Origin of the sequence: Phocoenobacter atlanticus subsp. cyclopteri (genome assembly GCF_018343795.1) — a bacterium.
Lineage (GTDB): Bacteria > Pseudomonadota > Gammaproteobacteria > Enterobacterales > Pasteurellaceae > Phocoenobacter > Phocoenobacter atlanticus.
The window spans coordinates 912556-930433 of record NZ_CP074346.1 but is presented as its reverse complement, the minus strand read 5'-3'; the positions used below and the strand labels follow the sequence as shown (position 1 = coordinate 930433).

18 protein-coding genes are annotated in these 17878 nt (G+C 35.7%); 10 read left to right on the top strand and 8 right to left on the bottom strand.

Going from position 1 to position 17878, the window contains the following annotated elements; all coding sequences use genetic code 11:
- The first annotated feature begins 113 nt into the window (after positions 1-113).
- The 4 genes from KGI96_RS04325 (at position 114) to KGI96_RS04310 (ending at position 3841) form a co-directional block, all read left to right on the top strand.
- Entirely contained in the window at positions 114-305 is a 192-nt protein-coding gene (locus tag KGI96_RS04325; protein WP_211598207.1) for a helix-turn-helix transcriptional regulator, read from the top strand.
- A 205-nt stretch (positions 306-510) separates the two neighbouring features.
- Entirely contained in the window at positions 511-1170 is a 660-nt protein-coding gene (locus KGI96_RS04320; protein ID WP_229577223.1) for a host cell division inhibitor Icd-like protein, read from the top strand.
- Positions 1163-1456 carry a hypothetical protein gene (locus tag KGI96_RS04315; RefSeq protein ID WP_211598204.1) on the top strand — a complete coding sequence of 98 codons (294 nt, stop codon included), beginning with the start codon at positions 1163-1165 and terminating at the stop codon, positions 1454-1456. The genes KGI96_RS04320 and KGI96_RS04315 overlap by 8 nt, the downstream gene beginning before the upstream one ends.
- A 165-nt stretch (positions 1457-1621) precedes the next feature.
- Positions 1622-3841 carry a phage/plasmid primase, P4 family gene (locus KGI96_RS04310; protein WP_211598201.1) on the top strand — a complete coding sequence of 740 codons (2220 nt, stop codon included), beginning with the start codon at positions 1622-1624 and terminating at the stop codon, positions 3839-3841.
- Positions 3842-4754: 913 nt separating this feature from the next.
- Here KGI96_RS04310 and KGI96_RS04305 read toward each other — a convergent pair.
- Entirely contained in the window at positions 4755-5024 is a 270-nt protein-coding gene (locus tag KGI96_RS04305) for a hypothetical protein (protein WP_211598198.1), read from the bottom strand.
- Positions 5025-5584: 560 nt separating this feature from the next.
- On the opposite strand from KGI96_RS04305, the gene KGI96_RS04300 reads away from it, so the two are divergent.
- The 3 genes from KGI96_RS04300 to KGI96_RS04290 are packed head-to-tail and all read left to right on the top strand — an operon-like array spanning position 5585 to position 7785.
- Positions 5585-6346: an integrase arm-type DNA-binding domain-containing protein gene (locus KGI96_RS04300; RefSeq protein ID WP_211598195.1), complete on the top strand. Its 762-nt coding sequence runs from the start codon at positions 5585-5587 to the stop codon at positions 6344-6346.
- Complete coding sequence (locus KGI96_RS04295) at positions 6321-6563, top strand: hypothetical protein (RefSeq protein ID WP_211598192.1); 243 nt, start codon at positions 6321-6323, stop codon at positions 6561-6563. The genes KGI96_RS04300 and KGI96_RS04295 overlap by 26 nt, the downstream gene beginning before the upstream one ends.
- 13 nt (positions 6564-6576) lie before the next feature.
- A complete protein-coding gene (locus KGI96_RS04290; RefSeq protein WP_211598189.1) occupies positions 6577-7785 on the top strand; it encodes an IS256 family transposase in 1209 nt (402 codons plus the stop codon).
- 104 nt (positions 7786-7889) lie between these two features.
- On the opposite strand, the gene KGI96_RS04285 is transcribed toward KGI96_RS04290, so the two are convergent.
- The 3 genes from KGI96_RS04285 to gyrB all read right to left on the bottom strand — a co-directional run bounded on the left by KGI96_RS04285 (position 7890) and on the right by gyrB (position 11557).
- Positions 7890-8255, bottom strand: coding sequence for a hypothetical protein (locus KGI96_RS04285; protein ID WP_211598187.1), 366 nt, complete (start codon positions 8253-8255; stop codon positions 7890-7892).
- 63 nt (positions 8256-8318) lie between these two features.
- Positions 8319-9047 (bottom strand): hypothetical protein, encoded by a 729-nt coding sequence (locus KGI96_RS04280; protein WP_211598184.1) that lies wholly within the window; start codon positions 9045-9047, stop codon positions 8319-8321.
- 80 nt (positions 9048-9127) lie between these two features.
- Positions 9128-11557: a DNA topoisomerase (ATP-hydrolyzing) subunit B gene (gene gyrB / locus KGI96_RS04275; RefSeq protein ID WP_211598180.1), complete on the bottom strand. Its 2430-nt coding sequence runs from the start codon at positions 11555-11557 to the stop codon at positions 9128-9130.
- A gap of 337 nt (positions 11558-11894) precedes the next feature.
- Here gyrB and KGI96_RS04270 point away from each other — a divergent pair, with 337 nt between their 5' ends.
- From KGI96_RS04270 to KGI96_RS04260, 3 genes are all read left to right on the top strand, one after another.
- The gene (locus tag KGI96_RS04270; RefSeq protein WP_211598177.1) at positions 11895-12122 is read left to right on the top strand and encodes a hypothetical protein; all 228 of its coding nucleotides are present in this window, start codon (positions 11895-11897) and stop codon (positions 12120-12122) included.
- A 215-nt stretch (positions 12123-12337) separates the two neighbouring features.
- The gene (gene mazG / locus KGI96_RS04265; protein WP_211598175.1) at positions 12338-13120 is read left to right on the top strand and encodes a nucleoside triphosphate pyrophosphohydrolase; all 783 of its coding nucleotides are present in this window, start codon (positions 12338-12340) and stop codon (positions 13118-13120) included.
- A gap of 36 nt (positions 13121-13156) precedes the next feature.
- Positions 13157-14290 (top strand): RNA-guided endonuclease InsQ/TnpB family protein, encoded by a 1134-nt coding sequence (locus KGI96_RS04260; protein WP_211598172.1) that lies wholly within the window; start codon positions 13157-13159, stop codon positions 14288-14290.
- 146 nt (positions 14291-14436) lie between these two features.
- On the opposite strand, the gene KGI96_RS04255 is transcribed toward KGI96_RS04260, so the two are convergent.
- The 4 genes from KGI96_RS04255 to KGI96_RS04240 form a co-directional block, all read right to left on the bottom strand.
- Positions 14437-15672, bottom strand: a complete 1236-nt coding sequence (locus KGI96_RS04255) for a multifunctional CCA addition/repair protein (RefSeq protein WP_211598169.1) — start codon at positions 15670-15672, stop codon at positions 14437-14439.
- 92 nt (positions 15673-15764) lie between these two features.
- The gene (locus KGI96_RS04250) at positions 15765-16256 is read right to left on the bottom strand and encodes a peptidylprolyl isomerase (RefSeq protein ID WP_090921019.1); all 492 of its coding nucleotides are present in this window, start codon (positions 16254-16256) and stop codon (positions 15765-15767) included.
- Between the two features lie 88 nt (positions 16257-16344).
- Positions 16345-16872, bottom strand: coding sequence for a primosomal replication protein PriC (gene priC, locus KGI96_RS04245; RefSeq protein WP_211598166.1), 528 nt, complete (start codon positions 16870-16872; stop codon positions 16345-16347).
- Between the two features lie 124 nt (positions 16873-16996).
- Positions 16997-17791, bottom strand: coding sequence for a YdcF family protein (locus KGI96_RS04240; RefSeq protein WP_211598163.1), 795 nt, complete (start codon positions 17789-17791; stop codon positions 16997-16999).
- Between the last annotated feature and the right edge of the window lie 87 nt (positions 17792-17878).

Sequence of the window (17878 nt, the reverse complement as noted above, 5' to 3'; positions counted from 1 at the left end):
TATTAGAAAAACCGCCAAATGAAATATTACCCCGGTCAAGTATAGTACCCCTAACTTAATCTGAGACAGCTTGACACTGTTTAACTTAATCAAATCACAAGCAGGGGGTAATTATGGCCACAGAGGAAAAAGGAATTGAAAAACTCTACTCGATACAGGAACTCGTCCAAATGGGTATTGGCTCACGTTCTAAGATAGACCGATTAGTCAAAGCGGGAAAGCTGAAAAAAATAAAAATAGGATTTTCTGCTCGCTTTAGAGAAAGTGATATCAAGAGCTTTATTGGCGGATTAGAGGCGATTTAACAATACGATTTTATCAAAGATAAAGACTATTATCTGCTCAACAAAAAAATGGAGCAGGTACCAAAAGTTAAACATTAGAAAGGGTATAAAACACCCTATCAATGGTAAAAAGAAAAGCCCTACCATACACAATAGGGCCAGAAGATGGAGTTATTTACCTTTACTCATTATGGATTGTTACCAAGGCAATCTTAAGGAACTAATTATGAAATTATCTAAGTACTTTGATAACGTTTTGCATTATAGCAAATTGTTATCAAAAAGTAACCGCTTATTAACCGAGCATTCTATACATCAAATGCCCGCATTGGCGGACGCAAATCAAACAACCATTGAAAAATTTGATTTATATCAATTTACAACACAAGGCGAGTTAAGTTATATTATTAACGTTGTAGCAAAATCTACAACCGAGCGTGGAAACTCGAATTTACTCTTGGCGAACAGTAGCACGCCTTTTCATCGTGCTTTTTTTGTTCGTAGCATACGCACACCAAAAGAAAATAATCGCTTAAATTTAGCGGTTAGCTTTCTCTCAATGGTAGCGTGTAATGGGAAAGGTTTCGCCCTTTGCTACATTCCAAGAGTTGTAGTTTTCCACCCCGTTACACGTTACCGCCCAATTGTGGAAAATAAAGCGGTAACTTCCAATTATTCACTCTTGGAGTTATTAGCAATGATCTATTTATTACTATGTGTCAATCGCACAAAACCAACCTTTAATACTGAAATAGTACGCATTCAAGCACCGAATGAAGAAACTGCTCGCTTTCAACTAACCGCAGACTATCAATTATTGGCGGTATGCGGACGTATTAATCCCCGTAAGACAAATGCTCATCAAAAGGGGGTGATTTATGCGTAATTTTATAAATACTGCAGTAGCCGAGCATATCCGCCAATCAAAAAACATTGATGAATTGACTGATATTTTAAGCGATTTAGATTTGCAAGCCCACGCATTAACAGCGGGCATAAGAGTAATAGGCGAGTTGATGACCCAAGTAAGTCAATGGGAGGACGGTCGCCTTGAGGGAAATGAGCTTTGTGACTTAGGTTTATTTTTACACCATAGCTCTAAAAAACTCGAACAACTTAATGATAGCACAATGCAAGCATTACATAAGAAAACCCTACTAGAAAGGACTTGATATTATGGCATTTTTTATAGAACTTCATTCTCACCCCACGCGAGCATTGATAAGTGTTAACGTTGATATTATTTCAGCATATAGCGGACATATATGCGAAAAGGCGACCTGGGTCGGTTTAATTGGCGACCCCGAACCTATTTTAGTTGAACAGGGGGGTATGTAATGCTTGCAATTAATTATGCTCGAGGTAGAACGATATCATCCGCCAAGGTAGAGTTTAAAACAAGTGCTAGCTTTAAAGATTTTGCTACTCAATTAGAAAAAGACAGGGCAAGCACTAAGGGGAAACAGTATATTTGTGGAGCAATGCAAAAAAAGAAACGTAATACACAAAATGCGTTATCTTGTGGATTTATTGCATTGGATTGTGACGGGTTTAAATCGCCTGATGATTATAAAGCCCTTTTGGATTATATTAAAAAGTATGAATCGGTTGTTTATACCACGTTTAGCCACACCGAAGACGTACCGCGGGCAAGGGTTATAATGCCTCTACCCAAAGAGTATACCCGCGAGGAGCGAATAGCTATAGGGTACCAACTGCAACACCAAATCGAGCGTGAACTAGGTACAGGTAGAATTGTGTTTTATAGTAGTGTTTACCGTCCTGAGCAACCGCTATTTACTCCGCCAAAAAATGCAGATTTTTATTATTTTAGTGGCAATGTTTGGCAACCCAAGGAACCAATAAGTGATAATTTAGGCGATACCCAATCCGATGAAAAAATAACAGGCATATCAGACGATGATTTATTTGTTAGAGAATGCACGCTAAATGAGGTTAACGCACAAACATTTGTAGATTTGGCGGATGCTTTAAGGGTTTTAAAAGCGGATGATTATCAAGATTGGGTGGCGGTAGGTTTAGCCCTTGCTTATTTCAAGCAGACTGAATGGGAGAATAACGCCTTTGATTTGTGGCACGATTTTTCCGCTCAATCTTTTAAATATGATGTAGATATTGTTTCTACTAAATGGGATACGCTAGAAATACCTCAAAACACGAGCTACAAGGCGGTTTTTGCCAAAGCACAGCAAAAGGGCTGGGTAAATCCTAGAACGACTTTTAAAGCCCTTAGAGACGCATATAAAGGAGCAATCCCCGCGAGTGCATTAGCTAAATTATTTGCGGATAAGTTAGGCGGTTGGGATAACCTAGCAAAATTGCCCGATACTTCTGTTAGTTTTTTTAATGGTATATTTTGGGAGCTTATCCCCGATAACGATTTAAAAAGGCGGGCAGCTCTCTTTTATGAAGCGTTAGGGCTTGATTATACAAACTTAAAGGTAAAGAATTTAGTTGATACCTTAAAAGTTAGGCTGGCGGATTTAGGGGAGGAATCAAGCGATTTTATCGCCTTTAAAAATGGCTTACTTAATAAAAAAGATGGTAGTTTTTCAGAGCATACCCCAAAAGCATTTTTGCGAGCGTGTAGCCCTTTTGATTACGAACCTTTGCAAAAGGATACCCCCCGGTTTGATGAATGGGTGGATTTTGTATCACACAATGACCCGTTAAAAGCTAAGGTATTAAAAGCGGCTTTGTATATGGTATTAGCAAACAGATACGACTGGCAATTTTTTATCGAGCTTGTGGGCGTTGGCGGGAGTGGTAAATCTGTATTTACTAATCTTGCAAGTGCGATTGTGGGTCGTGGCAATGTTGTGTCTAAAAACCTTGAGGATTTGGACAAGGCGAGAGAGCGGGATGGATTAGATACTGCTCGCCTTATAGTTATACCCGACCAGGAGCAATACCGTGGGCAGGGGGCAGGATTAAAGGGAATTACTGGCGGGGATTTAATGCGAATAGACCCGAAAAATAAAACCCCGTATAACGCTTATATTAGGGCAGTTGTAATTATGAGCCATAACGGTACGGTTAACTTCACAGAACGCAATAACGGGATTGAGAGACGCCGTATCCTTGTTCAATTAGATAGGGAAATCCCTACAGATAAACAAGACCTAAATTTTTCTGATAAATTAGAAAAGGAGTGCGGGGCAATTATCACTAAATTAATAAATGAATTTAAAAATCCTGACAATGCCCGCCAAATACTAGCAGAGTCTAGATATTCAAATGAGGCATTGTCTATAAAACATAAAAGCGACCACACAATGGATTTTGCGTCGTTTTTTGAGACGACCGAAAATTGTGACGGGTTAAGGGTAGGTACGCGTATCAATGCGGGCAATCTTGATTTCTTTTACTCTATGTATTTGAGATACTGTGACGCGTATGGGTTTCACCCGCTATCTGCAAATAAATTTAAAGAAGCAATGGCAACCGCCTTTAAAACCCACAAACAACCCTACCCATACACCACACGCAAAACGGGTAGCCTAGGTTTTTTTTACCAACGTTATACTCAAACCTAAAGACTGCGAGCATTTAGACTTTAGCTGGCTAATGGGTGATGATTTAGAGTTTTAAAAGGGCGAAAGCCCTTTTTTTTTATACCCTTTTTTGCTTTATCTCTTAAAAATGCTTAATTATGTGTAACACCTGAGTACACCTTGTGAAACCCTTGTTTTGTTTAACTTATTGATTTTAAATGAAAATAAAGGGTTTTTGTGCCTAGCAGAAGGGGTGAACACTTTGTGAAGCCCGAAAAAACTCAGAAATTTTTTTAAATTTTTTATATATTATTTATATTATATATATATATTATTATAAATATATAATATAAATAATATAGTCTTCACCTCTTCACTTTTAATAATAATATATAATAATATCAATAAGTTATAAGAAAAACACTAGAGTTCAACCCCGTTCACTAGTGTCCCCCCCCCCCTAGTTAAGCATTTTTAAAAGGGGTCGATGGTAGCCACTGCCCGCTTACCATAGGTCACGCGGAGAACTAACGTACATTGTAAGAATATAAGGCCGGTATTGATGAATGGTTAGGGCAGTAGCCTAATTTATTATGTCGATAGATGACGGTAAGTTTAGAGCTAACAAGCCCGCCATCGCTCAGTATGTACCAGTAGCGATATGTTACTGGTATTTTGTTATTTATGGGTATCTGTGGGGAGCATTGAATACCGCAAGGAAAAGGGTTGGATATATATATATATTATTAAAAGGTACTCCTAGTAGTACTGCCCGTTACACGGGGTTAGAGCGTCGCGGGCTCCGCGAGTTTCCCAAATTTCTGGGCATCATCATCTTCTGAGAAAAAGAGGCGGGGGGGGGTGGGGGTAGTAAAATCTCTATAGATGGGTAAGCAGGGAACCGCCCATTTAACTCAATTTTTATGCCCGCGAAATTAAAAATTTAGGGGTAACATTACTTAATGATAATATAACGTACCTTTTCTTTTTCCTCTTGCTCTTTCCTTTTTTTCTCAAGCTCAATATTTATAAGCTTATTGTGGCGGTAAAGTACTATGGCTATTGCTAAAAATAGACCCAAAATAGCAATTATAAAATAGTAATACGGGACCGATGAAAATATATAGGAAGCCCAAACGATACCGCCAAATATCATCAAGATTGCGAGCATAAGTTTTATTATATCAATAGTCGTAAGTTTAATAGAATTAAATGTATTACGCATAAATAATCCTCTTTTTATCTTCGACAATACCAACCTTAATACTAATGCCCGCCAAGTGCAATGAAAAATAACTATTTTTATAGGTGACTTTGTAAAAAAGTACCCAAATTGGTACCCAAATCAAAAACTGAATAACAAAGAATGTAGTAATTGCAAGGGTTTTAGAGGTCAATTCGGGGGAGATTATCCCACCAAATCCTTAAATCATACCGCCCCAAACTACCTCACAAACCCTTTAATACCAATGCTTTAAACCCTTTTAATTGCCTCAGATTAAATCATACTAACCCACCATAACGCAAGATTTTAGTAACACAAATAGTAACACAGTGATACAATATCCTAAAATTTACTAAATATTATGAAAAAAGTCGTGTTACTAAAATTGCTATAAACCCTTGTGTATCAATGCTTGCAGAGTTTTTATGAAAAATAGGGTGTAAAATGAACGTGTTACTATGAACTTTAAAACCATTGGTAATAGGGGCTTGTAGCGTTTTATTTTTTTATATGTAAATATTTATTTTTATTAAACTGTGTTACTAAAATAGAGGTTATTTATGGACAGAATTGTTAAACCGCTCACCAATACCGAGATAGAGAAAGCAAAACCAAAGGACAAAGAATATAATTTATCAGATGGTGGCGGACTTCAATTAAGAATAAAAGCAAATAATGGTAAGGTATGGCTATTTAATTATTATCAACCTATCACCAAGAAAAGAACTAATCTTAAAATAGGCAACTATCCAGCGGTTACACTCGCCCAAGCAAGAAAGCATAAGGACGAATACCTTACTTTGTTATCCAAAGGTATTGACCCTCAGACCTACCGCCAAAAGCTACAGACTGATTTGCTTGCACAAGCAAGTAATACATTCCTTGCGGTTGCTAATAAGTGGAAAGAAAAGAAACGCCACGAAGTGACGGAGCTTACTTTAAGTAAGTATTGGCGGAGCTTAGAACTCCACGTATTGCCAACTCTTGCCAATATTCCTATTACAGATATTAAACCGCCCTTAGTGATTGCTATTTTAGAAAAGCGTACTCCTGATATGTCTCATAGGTTAAACGGCTATATCAATGATATTCTTAATTATGCGGTTAATAGTGGATTGCTTGAATATAACCCTTGTATGCGAGTAAGTGCGACCTTAAAACCCATTAATAAAAGCAATAACCCTCATATTGATATCGAAGAATTACCAACGTTTTTATTGGACTTAAAAAGAGCGACTATTCATATTCAGACAAAAGCGGCGATATTGTTTCAACTTCTTACGATAACAAGACTTAATGAGACCTCTTACAGGGCGTTATAAGTATGTCTTTCCTTTGATTAGCGATTGTTATCGCCCAATGAATGAAAGTACCTCTAATAATGCGATTAAAAAGAGTATAGGGCATAATGGGAAATATAAAGGACGGCAAACGGCTCACGGATTAAGAGGATTAGCAAGAACCTATTTTGCTGATATAGGTATCCAGCGAGACTATAAAAATAACTGTGTATCTGCTTTAATATACAAAAAACATTAAGGTGGATACCAATATGAAAAAAGCAAATATAACCGACCAAATCGAAGCTCTACTTGAGCAATTAGATTCTCAAGAAGATATCGCAAATGCAACACAGCTATTGCACAAACGTTTCTTTGAGAAATCACTCAATGCTGAATTAGATGAGCATCTAGGCTATCAAAAGAATGGCATACGTAAAGGGAGTAATGCTAGAAATGGGGTTACTCCCAAAACAATATATACCGAAGAAGGTAAATTTTCTATCGATACTCCACGTGATAGAGAAGGCACTTTTGAACCTGAAATCATTAAAAAAAGGCAAACAAGAGTACCCACACTCGACTCAAAAATTATCTATTTGTATTCACAAGGAATGAGTATCCGAGAAATCACGGAAACCGTGTCAGACTTGTATGGGACAGAAGTCTCGCCTACACTAATATCACGTGTGACAGATGTACTATTAGATGATGTTTTAGAGTGGCAATCTCGCCCCCTTGATGATGTCTATCCTATCGTTTATTTAGACTGTATTGTCGTCAAAGTCCGTCAAGATAAACGTGTGATTAACAAGGCAATTTACCTTGCCTTAGGTATTAATATGCAAGGACAAAAGGAGCTTCTAGGCTTGTGGATGTCTGAAAATGAAGGGGCTAAATTTTGGTTAGGGGTGCTGACTGAATTACAAAATAGAGGTGTGAAAGATATCCTTATTGCTTGTGTTGATGGATTAACGGGCTTTCCTGATGCGATTAATGCGGTTTATCCAAAAACAAAAATCCAGCTTTGTATCGTCCATATGGTGCGTAATTCAATGAAATATGTACCTTACAAGGATTATAAAGCGGTTGCTCGAGATTTAAAGAAAATTTATCAATCTGCAACGGAAGATGAAGCCTTGCAGGAATTAGAGAATTTTGCGAATACTTATGACGATAAATATCCGCAAATATCACGGTCTTGGTATAAACACTGGGATAAGCTGAATACCTTGTTTAATTACCCTGAGGATATAAGAAAAGCCATTTATACGACGAATGCTATTGAGTCTGTAAATAGTGTTATTCGCAAAGTCATCAATAAGAGAAAATTATTCCCAACAGATGACTCTGCTAAAAAAGTCGTCTATCTGGCGATTCAAAATGCCTCTAAAAAATGGACAATGCCAATTAGGGACTGGAAATTAGCACTCAATAAGTTTATGATTGAGTTTGATGATCGCTTAGCTGATTATCTTTAACTAAAGTGCAGTTACACAGTTTAAGAGACAGTCTCGAGAAAGGAAATAATGAAGCAGATACACAGTTATTTTTATAGTCTCAGTCTCCGCTATAATCATCCTTATTATTTTAAATTTACTGCTTTATCCTTAAATTGTAGTTTTTCAATACCTGATAATGTATTTGAGCCATCTCTAGCTGAAACTTTATCCTCAACAATAATTTTACTTTTATTTTTAATAATTTTATATTCTGCAAATTTTCCTGAAAAAATGACTACATTATTTCCAGCATTGCCAGTAATATCATTATCTAATTCATTTACAGTAACACTATTATCATTCTTACCTAATAAAGTAACATCTTTTAAGTATCTTGAATGGTGTGTATAAGGTTTTGAAGGATCAAATTTTAATGAAAAATTCCCCTTTAAATTTTCATCTATACGAGCATTATAAGTTAAATAAGGGTGGAAAAATTGCTTATTCATTAACGCATAGCCCATTGGATCTTTTGATTTAATATCTTCTCGTGTTTTTGCAGTATAAATTCCCTACATTCCACCTTTACCCTCTTTCCAAGCACCCCATAAACCATAATAACTATCCACAATTGAAGCTAAATATTCCTGAGTTAAACTATTTTCATTCGCTAATTCTTTCACCCAATTTTTATTTTCTGATCCTCTTCCCCATAAGTTTTTCGCTAATCCATTTTTTTGTGCTGTTCTAATGTTAGCTTGATACTTTGGTAACACTCCTAAAAAGTCATCATTGCCATCAACACCGATACCATTATCGTGTATAAAATGTAAAATTTCTTCAAAGGTGGCATCTCTATGATCATAATTTTGGTTCATATACCAATCGCTACCTTCAACTTGTATTTCATTTTGATATAAAGGTTGCCCTGTTACTTCTTTACCAACAGGATTACTACCATCATCTTGCCCATTTAACAGTACTAAAATCGCATTATTTTCTGCCATTTTATTAGCTACTGCTGATTTATCTGAACCATATTTTGAGCCTTTATAATCTGTTAAATAATGCTGTAATACATTTCGACAGCGAATAATCTGCTCATCAGTTAAATGAGACTGTGCAACAATATGAATGCTTCCACCATTTGGGGTGGTGACTTTTGTATAACGATTAAAGTTTTTTGAGTTATAAATATTGCCCAAATTATCAGGAATAGTTGTTGTTATTCCATTATTGGCAAAAATGCTGGTTGATATCATTAATACAAATAAACTAAGTGATAATGTAAATTTATTCATAGTTTCTCCAATTTAGTTTTATAAAAAAAACCACAGATCATATTGTTACAATCTGTGGTCTTATTCATTACTTAATAAGGTTAAATATCGATATTCGCATTTAACGCATTATCTTCAATAAACTTACGACGTGGTTCTACGTCATCGCCCATCAAAGTGGTAAAGAGTTTATCTGCTGCAATGGCATCTGTTACTGAAACTTGTAACATTTTACGTGCCACAGGATCCATTGTAGTTTCCCATAATTGTTCTGGATTCATCTCTCCTAACCCTTTGTAACGCTGAACTGTTAAGCCTTTGCGAGATTCTTTTACTAACCAATCAATGGCTTGTTCAAAGGTTTCAACTGGCATTTTACGCTCACCACGTTGGACATAAGCCGTCGGCTCTAATAAATCTCTTAACTGACGACCTAATTTCATAATACGGTTATATTCTGTACCTGAAATAAAATTGAAATCGAGAGTATAGGTTGTATCCATTCCGTGTGTTGTTACAATGATTTGCGGTTCATAAATTTTACGCTCAGGATTATAAACCACTGTTGCACTGTAACTACTACCATCCGTTCCTTTTTCAAAAATGACTTCAATTAATTTATTCACCCAAGCGGTCACATTTGCTTCATTTTTTGCAAATTCTTCCGTTAAATCTGGTTGATAAATTAACTCATCTAAAATAGCTTTTGGATAACGTCTTGCTAAACGCCCAATCATTCCTTGAACATTATTAAATTCTTTAATTAAACTTTCTAATGCCACACCATTAATAGCTGGCGCATTTTCACTTACATAAACAGCGGCACCACTTAATGCAAGCTCTAATTCATATTGTGTCATTTCACCATCATCTTGAATATAGGTTTCTTGTTTACCTTTTTTCACTTTATACAATGGTGGTTGAGCAATATAGATATAACCATTTTCAATTAAATCTGGCATTTGACGATAGAAAAAGGTTAATAATAAGGTACGAATATGTGCACCATCGACGTCCGCATCGGTCATTATGATAATTTTATGATAACGTAATTTTTCAAGATTATAATCATCACGACCAATCCCTGTTCCTAATGCCGTAATCAGGGTTGCCACTTCTTGTGAAGATAACATTTTATCAAAACGTGCTTTTTCTACGTTTAAGATTTTACCTTTAAGGGGTAAGATGGCTTGATTTTTACGATCACGCCCCTGTTTTGCTGATCCACCCGCAGAGTCTCCCTCCACAAGGTATAATTCAGATAACGCAGGATCTTTTTCTTGGCAATCGGCTAATTTACCCGGTAATCCACCTAAATCCATTGCTCCTTTACGACGTGTCATTTCACGAGCTTTACGAGCTGCATCTCTGGCACGTGCAGCATCAACAATTTTAGTGACAATATTTTGGGCGTCTTGTGGATTTTCTAATAAGTATTCGGCTAAACGTTCATTCATTGAACTTTCAACCGCACTTCTTACTTCTGATGAAACTAATTTATCTTTAGTTTGTGATGAGAATTTAGGGTCTGGCACTTTTACAGAAATAACAGCCACTAACCCTTCACGAGCATCATCACCAGAAGCATCAACATTGGCATTTTTCTTACTTTTAACATTCTTTTCCATATAGTTTTTCAAGGCACGAGTTAAAGCACCACGAAAACCGGCTAAGTGAGTACCACCATCACGTTGCGGAATATTATTGGTAAAACAGAACACATTTTCACTATAACTATCATTCCACTGCATTGAGACTTCTACACCAATACCATCTTTCTCAGTGGTTAAATAGAAAGGGGTTGAGTGAATAGGATTTTTAGCTTCACTTAAATATTCCACATAGGCTTGAATACCGCCTTCATATTTAAAGTGATCTTCCTTACCATCACGCTCATCAATCAATTTAATTGAAACACCTGAATTTAAGAAAGAAAGTTCACGTAAACGTTTTGATAGGATCGCATATTCAAAATCCGTTTTATTTTTAAATACTTCATAACTTGGCCAAAAACGAACCATTGTCCCTGTTTTTTCTGTATCACCAATTACAGCTAAAGGTGCTTGTGGCACACCCATTGAGTAAAATTGTTCGTGAACATGACCATCACGGCGAATCGTTAATTGTAATTTTTCTGATAATGCATTTACAACCGACACACCCACACCGTGTAAACCACCTGATACTTTATAAGAGTTATCATCAAATTTACCGCCAGCGTGAAGTACTGTCATAATGACTTCTGCGGCTGAAACGCCTTCTTCATCGTGAATGCCCACAGGGATACCACGACCATCATCTTGCACCGACACTGAATTATCAGAATGGATGGTGACAATAATATCATTACAGTAATTTGCTAATGCTTCATCGATCGCATTATCCACAACTTCAAACACCATATGATGCAACCCTGTACCATCATCTGTATCACCAATATACATACCTGGGCGTTTACGCACCGCATCTAATCCACGTAACACTCGGATACTGGAAGAATCATAACTGTTTGTTTGACTTTGTTCAGACATTGTTATTCCTTTGTTTCTCTACATAAAAACGGCTTATTAAAAGCCGATAAAATTAATATAATTATACCAGAAAAAGTTAAAAAAGTATTATAAAATAAAGCCGGATTTAACATATTAAGTAAGGTCAAATTATACTTGGGTAAAAATCAATCAAACCGCTTTAACTTAATATATGAATACATTGATAGTATCTCTAACAGAAATATGGTAAATATCAAAATATGATTTTACCCAGATATGTTAAAAAACTTACTGATATTTTATAGAAAAGCCTTGTTTAAAGAACTTGTTTTTTTCCTTTCCAAACACTATAATTAAAAAAATTAAGAGAGAAAAAATGTCAGAATTAGATGAAGCAAAAGAAAGGTTAGCTTACAAAAAGTTTTGGTTAGGTGTTGTTATAGCAATATTTGTTTCTGTCGGTGGTTGGTTTGTTACAAACCTTGATAGCGAGCGTCATTTTTTACTTATAGCATCTATTTTTATAGAAATTATTATGATAATCAGTATTTATTGGCTGAATAATAGAATTATCAAATTAATAAAACATATTAAAAAACTTTAAAAGCATACAGGAGGATATATGATTGAATTTATTGGAACGGTAGTCATATTATTTGGCTTTTTATTTATTGGCTATACAGCGATTAAACAGGATTAAAATATGAAAAGGAGGCTTATAAACAGCCTCCTTTTTTCTTTTTCGGATTAAGCAGTTTTTGTAGAATAAATTGCTATAAGTTATAAATAATTTTGATTGAATCATTGAAAGGAAGAAAAATGCCAAATATTAAACGACTTATTGAAATTACCGCCCAACTCCGCCACCCTGAAACAGGTTGCCCTTGGGATATTAAACAAAACTTTGAGACAATGCTCCCTTGTTTACTTGAAGAAACCTATGAAGTAGCAGAGGCAATCCATACCAAAGATAAAATTTCTCTACGAGAAGAATTGGGGGACTTGCTCCTTCAAGTGGTTTTTTTAAGTCGTTTAGCGGAAGAAGAAGGCTCCTTTGATTTTAATGATGTACTAAATGATCTAATTGAAAAACTAGTTTTTCGTCACCCTCACGTTTTTGGTGATAAACTAGCTCAAAGTAGTGATGATGCTTTAAAACATTGGGATGAAATGAAAGCCCAACAAAAACAAGCCAAACAACATACCTCAATTTTAGACGATCTTCCTTTTGCTCTCCCTGCCCTTACTCGAGCCAATAAGCTCCAAAAACGTTGTGCCAAAGTGGGTTTTGATTGGGATAATCCAACTGATGTATTTAATAAAGTGAAAGAAGAAGTACTAGAAGTAGAACAAGAGCTTAATCACCAACCACAAAATCACGATAAAATTGCAGAAGAACTAGGAGATTTATTATTTGCGACTGTCAATATTTGTCGCCATCAGAAGCTCGATCCTGAAACCGTATTACGCAATGCAAACCTAAAATTTGAAAACCGATTTAGACAAGTAGAAAAAATCGTACTAAAACAGCGTAAAAAACTAGAAGAATGTACCCTTAAAGAGTTAGACAAAATTTGGGATAATATAAAAGAAAAAGAGTAGTTTTACGGCGAAACAGCGAAGTTGTATAATTTTCCCATGATAATCCGCAAAGCCTTTAAATATAGAATTAAACCAAATGGCGAACAACAGCGTAAAATTAAGCAATTTTGTGGTTGTTCTCGTTTTGTATTTAATCGCGGATTAGCTTGGCAAAATGAACAATATGAAGAGGATAATAATTTTAAATTTAGCTATACCAAAATCGCAAATTTACTTCCAAGCTGGAAAAAAGAGCTGACTTGGCTTAAAGAATGCCACTCACAAGTTTTACAGCAATCCTTAAAAGATTTAGATAAAGCCTTTAAAAACTTTTTTGCCAAGCGGTCAGATTTTCCTAAGTTTAAGCGAAAAGGAGTAAAAGAAAGTTTTCGTTTTCCACAAGGTTGCAAAATTGAGCAAGAAAATAACCGCCTGTATTTGCCTAAAATAGGTTGGATAAAATATATCAATTCTCGCCCACTTTTAGGTGAGATAAAGAATGTCACAGTCAATGAAAAATGCGGACAATTTTTTGTGAGTATTCAAACAGAATTTGAACAAGAAATCCCTCAACATCAAGGTGATGAAATAGGTATTGATATGGGGGTCGTGCGTTTTGCCACGCTTTCAAATGGGCAATATTTTGAACCTCTTAACGCATTTAAAACCTATAAAGGTAAACTGGCGAAGTTACAACGTCAGCTGAAAAATAAAGTGAAATTCAGTAAAAATTGGCAGAAACTGAAATACAGAATATCAAAACTTCATCATAAAATCGCTAATTGTCGCAAAGACTACTTACATAAAGTTTCAACAGAAATATGCAAAAACCACGCTTACATCTATGTTGAAGACTTGCAAGTAGCGAATATGTCAAAATCAGCCAAAGGCACAGCAGAAAAACACGGTAAAATGGTTAAACAAAAATCAGGATTAAACCGTGCGATTTTAGACCAAAGTTGGTTTGAGTTTAAACGTCAGTTGGAATACAAATCGGCGTGGCTTGGTGGGTTTGTACAAGCAGTACCACCAAAAAACACGAGCCGAACGTGTCCCTGTTGTAATTACATAGCTAAAAAAAATCGTCAAACACAGGCAAATTTTGAGTGTGTAGAATGTGGTTACACAGAAAATGCAGACGTGGTTGGAGCGATTAATGTATTAACTCGTGGACGAGAGGTTCATGCATAAATAAATCAGGGCAGGGCTTGTCCGTAGCGCTTGTGAAGTGAATGACATTAGTCGTCAGCAACAAGAACCCACCGAGAGTAACTGACCGCAAGGTAGGAGCTAGTAGGAATCCCCACACTTTAGGGTGGGGAGGATGTCAAAGAAAACTACTGGCAATTTTTATATTCAAAAATTGCCCTTTGACGTCTTTTATTTAATTCTTCACGAATAGCTTGTTTTTCAAAACCATCAGTAATGACTTGTTGAACATTCACTTGGTTTGCTATTAAATAAAGCTGTTTGGCATAGTCTCGTTGAGGGTATTCTCTATCCTCAAAGCCTAGACGTCCTTTGCTGTCAGCTTCACAAACCAGTAAAAAATCAAAAAAACGTTCTGGTTTTCGCCATACATCAAATTTATTAAACACTTTCATTACCGTTTTAGGTTTTAATTCCATTATTTTATGGCAATGAGTGTGGTATTCGGCAGTTAATTTAGCAAAATCTTTTAAATGGGTTGGGACTTTTAGACGATTAGCGAGAGCCATTGAAAGTCCTACACCTCGTTTTTCGTGTCCGTAATGATGGGGTAAAATTGCCTTATCTGTGGTGCCTTTGCCGAGATCGTGACATAACGCACCAAATAACATCATTTCAGGCTCATTGGCTTGTGTACTTAATTTTTTAGCTTGTTCTAACACCATTAAAGCGTGAATGCCGCAGTCGATTTCAGGGTGATGTTTCTCAGGTTGAATAATGCCAAAGAGTTGATTAATTTCAGGAAATAATACTTTTAATGCACCCACCTCTTTTAATACGTTAAAATAGATATGTGGTGATGGGGTATTAAATGCTTTGCGGGTTTCTAACCAAACTCGTTCAGGAGTGAGATGATCTAATTCACCACAAGCGGTAAGATCTTTCATTAAATTTACCGTTTCTTCTGCAATGCTAAAGCCTAAATGATGGAATCGAGCAGCAAAACGAGCCACTCGAAGTACTCTCAAAGGATCTTCTGCAAAAGCAGGGGAGATATGACGGAGAATTTTGTTGTTTAAATCTGCGATACCATTAAACGGGTCAAATAATTTGCCATTGAGATCTTGTGCAATCGCATTAATGGTTAAATCTCGACGGATTAAATCTTGTTCTAATGTGATTTCAGGAGAGAAATCACAAATAAACCCATTATAGCCCTTACCACTTTTGCGTTCTGTACGAGCTAATGCGTACTCTTCATTAGTTTTGGGGTGTAAAAAAACAGGAAAATCATTTCCTACTTGTTGAAAACCTTGCTCTAATAGGCGTTCAGGTGTTTCACCCACCACAAGCCAATCACGATCTTTAACAGAGAGGTTTAATAATTGATCACGGATTGCACCGCCGACAAGGTAAATTTGCATAGATAATATACGTAGAAACAAGGTATGCCTTGTTTATTAAAATAAAAATAACATAAGACAGGGTATGCCCTGTCTCTACGGTATTCGAATGATTATTCAACAGTGACTGATGTAATCACCACTTCTTCTTTTGGTACATCTTGGTGGAAACCACGATTACCCGTTTTTACACCTTTGATTTTATCCACAACATCCATACCTTCAACCACTTCAGCAAATACCGCATAGCCCCAGCCTTGCATTGTTTCCGACTTATGATCTAAGAAAGTGTTATCTGCGACGTTGATAAAAAATTGTGCAGAAGCAGAGTGTGGTTCTGAAGTACGAGCCATTGCTAGCGTACCACGTTTATTACTTAAACCATTATTTGCTTCATTTTTGATGGTTGCTTTGGTTTGCTTCTCAATAAAACCACTTTCCATTCCACCGCCTTGAATCATAAAGCCATCAATAACACGGTGAAAGATGGTGTTATCATAAAAACCTTCTTTACAATAATCTTCAAAGTTTTTAGCTGAGATAGGTGCTTTGTCAAAATTTAATTCAACTTTGATATCGCCAAAGTTTGTATGTAATATAATCATTTTGTATCCTTTTATTAAAATATATAAGCGGTATTATTCTCTCATTTTTTTGCAAAAAGTGAAAGTAATGTTACCGCTTGTGATTATCTTATCTACTTTTTAATAACTCTTCTTCTGTTTTTTCAATGGCATCTAAACATTTTTGTTTGCGAAAATCGGTTTCTTGTAATTTAATCTGCCAGTAAGTTTTATCATCCATTGTTTGAGCATCATAGCCTTGTTCAATAATCCAACTGATTTTATCATTAAGTAAACGCAATGCTTTTTTATATTCTTCTAAACGTTTTGACGGTCGCATTGCGTGAATATTTTTAGGGAAGCGGTATGATGATTGAAACTTTTTACGCATTTTTTCATTTTGATGAGTTTTATTTTTTAATCGTTCAATCCCTTTCTGTAAGGTACGATATTGTAAAATAAGCCTATCTGAATAAAATTCAGCCATATCATTTTGAGTGAGTTTAGAGAGTATTTGAGCGGTTTGTTCAATCTCGTTTACAAACTGTTGGACAGTTTGTGTTTGTTGTGAAAAACAATGAGTATAGATCGTTATAGATTGTGCCAAGTAAGGCTCAAAAATTGCTAACTCGTGATGAATTGAATTGTTGAATGTCATAGTTTTAATATATCGCTAAAAAATGGTAAATTTTAAGCAAAATCTTACCGCTTATACTCTTAATTTACAACTGGTTATCTTTATAAAAGCAACTTACAATAAATGTCTTATTTATACCAGGTTTTTAATATTCTCTGAGTAGCCAACCACTAATAAATGCAAAATATTCCCGAAACCACGCATTAAAACGAATAGATAAAGGGGTAGTGCTTGCTACGGTAATAACATTATTATAGCCTTGCTTTTGGGCAATAGCTTTTGCTCGAATAGTATGGAAATCATTAGTCACAATAGCAATTTTATCTGTATTTGGACTAATCCCTTTGTTTATTAAAATCGGCTGGCTAAATAATAAATTTTCCTCAGTACTTTGGCTTTTGTTTTCTTGATTAATCACTTTTATGGGAATACGATGCTGTTCCTGTAGGTATTTTGCCATAACGTATGCTTCACTCACATCACGTCCAAAATCAACACCTCCTGCTGTAATAATTGTAGGCAGAGTAGGTTGTTGATGAATAATTTGTACAGCCTTATCTAATCGACTAGCAAGAGTTGGGGTTGGTTTATCACCGTTTACACCAGCACCTAAAATAATCACTGCTTGTATCTTTGTTGCAGGAGGTTGTGAGTTAATTTGTTTCACAAGAGCGAGTACAAAAATCACGAAACTAATCAACCAAATAATAAACAAGCTCCACAGTAGATACCACACTCTTTTTTTCCATTTATTTTGAGTGATAAAAGCCTGAATTTTTTCCCAAAAAATAGCGTGAGTAACAAAAATTACGCCAATTAAAAAAGGAACAACTGTGCCAAAATTGAATTTTAGAAATAAAAATAATATAGAGCAGTCAATTACCAGTATCATACCGATAATGAGCAAAATGATACGTCCAGTTTTAAGAAATAAACTCATTATATTTTATAAATTTGTGGGATTATCTTAATGAGTATTCAGTATAACAAATAAATAGGTAGGAAGGGATATTATTAACCCTTTTTA

What these genes read in the sequence shown, in the direction of transcription:
- KGI96_RS04325 (WP_211598207.1), top strand. Translation starts at nt 114, where the DNA reads ATGGCCACAGAGGAAAAAGGAATTGAAAAACTCTACTCGATACAGGAA.
- KGI96_RS04320 (WP_229577223.1), top strand. Translation starts at nt 511, where the DNA reads ATGAAATTATCTAAGTACTTTGATAACGTTTTGCATTATAGCAAATTG.
- KGI96_RS04315 (WP_211598204.1), top strand. Translation starts at nt 1,163, where the DNA reads ATGCGTAATTTTATAAATACTGCAGTAGCCGAGCATATCCGCCAATCA.
- KGI96_RS04310 (WP_211598201.1), top strand. Translation starts at nt 1,622, where the DNA reads ATGCTTGCAATTAATTATGCTCGAGGTAGAACGATATCATCCGCCAAG.
- KGI96_RS04305 (WP_211598198.1), bottom strand. Translation starts at nt 5,024, where the DNA reads ATGCGTAATACATTTAATTCTATTAAACTTACGACTATTGATATAATA.
- KGI96_RS04300 (WP_211598195.1), top strand. Translation starts at nt 5,585, where the DNA reads ATGGACAGAATTGTTAAACCGCTCACCAATACCGAGATAGAGAAAGCA.
- KGI96_RS04295 (WP_211598192.1), top strand. Translation starts at nt 6,321, where the DNA reads ATGAGACCTCTTACAGGGCGTTATAAGTATGTCTTTCCTTTGATTAGC.
- KGI96_RS04290 (WP_211598189.1), top strand. Translation starts at nt 6,577, where the DNA reads ATGAAAAAAGCAAATATAACCGACCAAATCGAAGCTCTACTTGAGCAA.
- KGI96_RS04285 (WP_211598187.1), bottom strand. Translation starts at nt 8,255, where the DNA reads ATGAATAAGCAATTTTTCCACCCTTATTTAACTTATAATGCTCGTATA.
- KGI96_RS04280 (WP_211598184.1), bottom strand. Translation starts at nt 9,047, where the DNA reads ATGAATAAATTTACATTATCACTTAGTTTATTTGTATTAATGATATCA.
- gyrB (WP_211598180.1), bottom strand. Translation starts at nt 11,557, where the DNA reads ATGTCTGAACAAAGTCAAACAAACAGTTATGATTCTTCCAGTATCCGA.
- KGI96_RS04270 (WP_211598177.1), top strand. Translation starts at nt 11,895, where the DNA reads ATGTCAGAATTAGATGAAGCAAAAGAAAGGTTAGCTTACAAAAAGTTT.
- mazG (WP_211598175.1), top strand. Translation starts at nt 12,338, where the DNA reads ATGCCAAATATTAAACGACTTATTGAAATTACCGCCCAACTCCGCCAC.
- KGI96_RS04260 (WP_211598172.1), top strand. Translation starts at nt 13,157, where the DNA reads ATGATAATCCGCAAAGCCTTTAAATATAGAATTAAACCAAATGGCGAA.
- KGI96_RS04255 (WP_211598169.1), bottom strand. Translation starts at nt 15,672, where the DNA reads ATGCAAATTTACCTTGTCGGCGGTGCAATCCGTGATCAATTATTAAAC.
- KGI96_RS04250 (WP_090921019.1), bottom strand. Translation starts at nt 16,256, where the DNA reads ATGATTATATTACATACAAACTTTGGCGATATCAAAGTTGAATTAAAT.
- priC (WP_211598166.1), bottom strand. Translation starts at nt 16,872, where the DNA reads ATGACATTCAACAATTCAATTCATCACGAGTTAGCAATTTTTGAGCCT.
- KGI96_RS04240 (WP_211598163.1), bottom strand. Translation starts at nt 17,791, where the DNA reads ATGAGTTTATTTCTTAAAACTGGACGTATCATTTTGCTCATTATCGGT.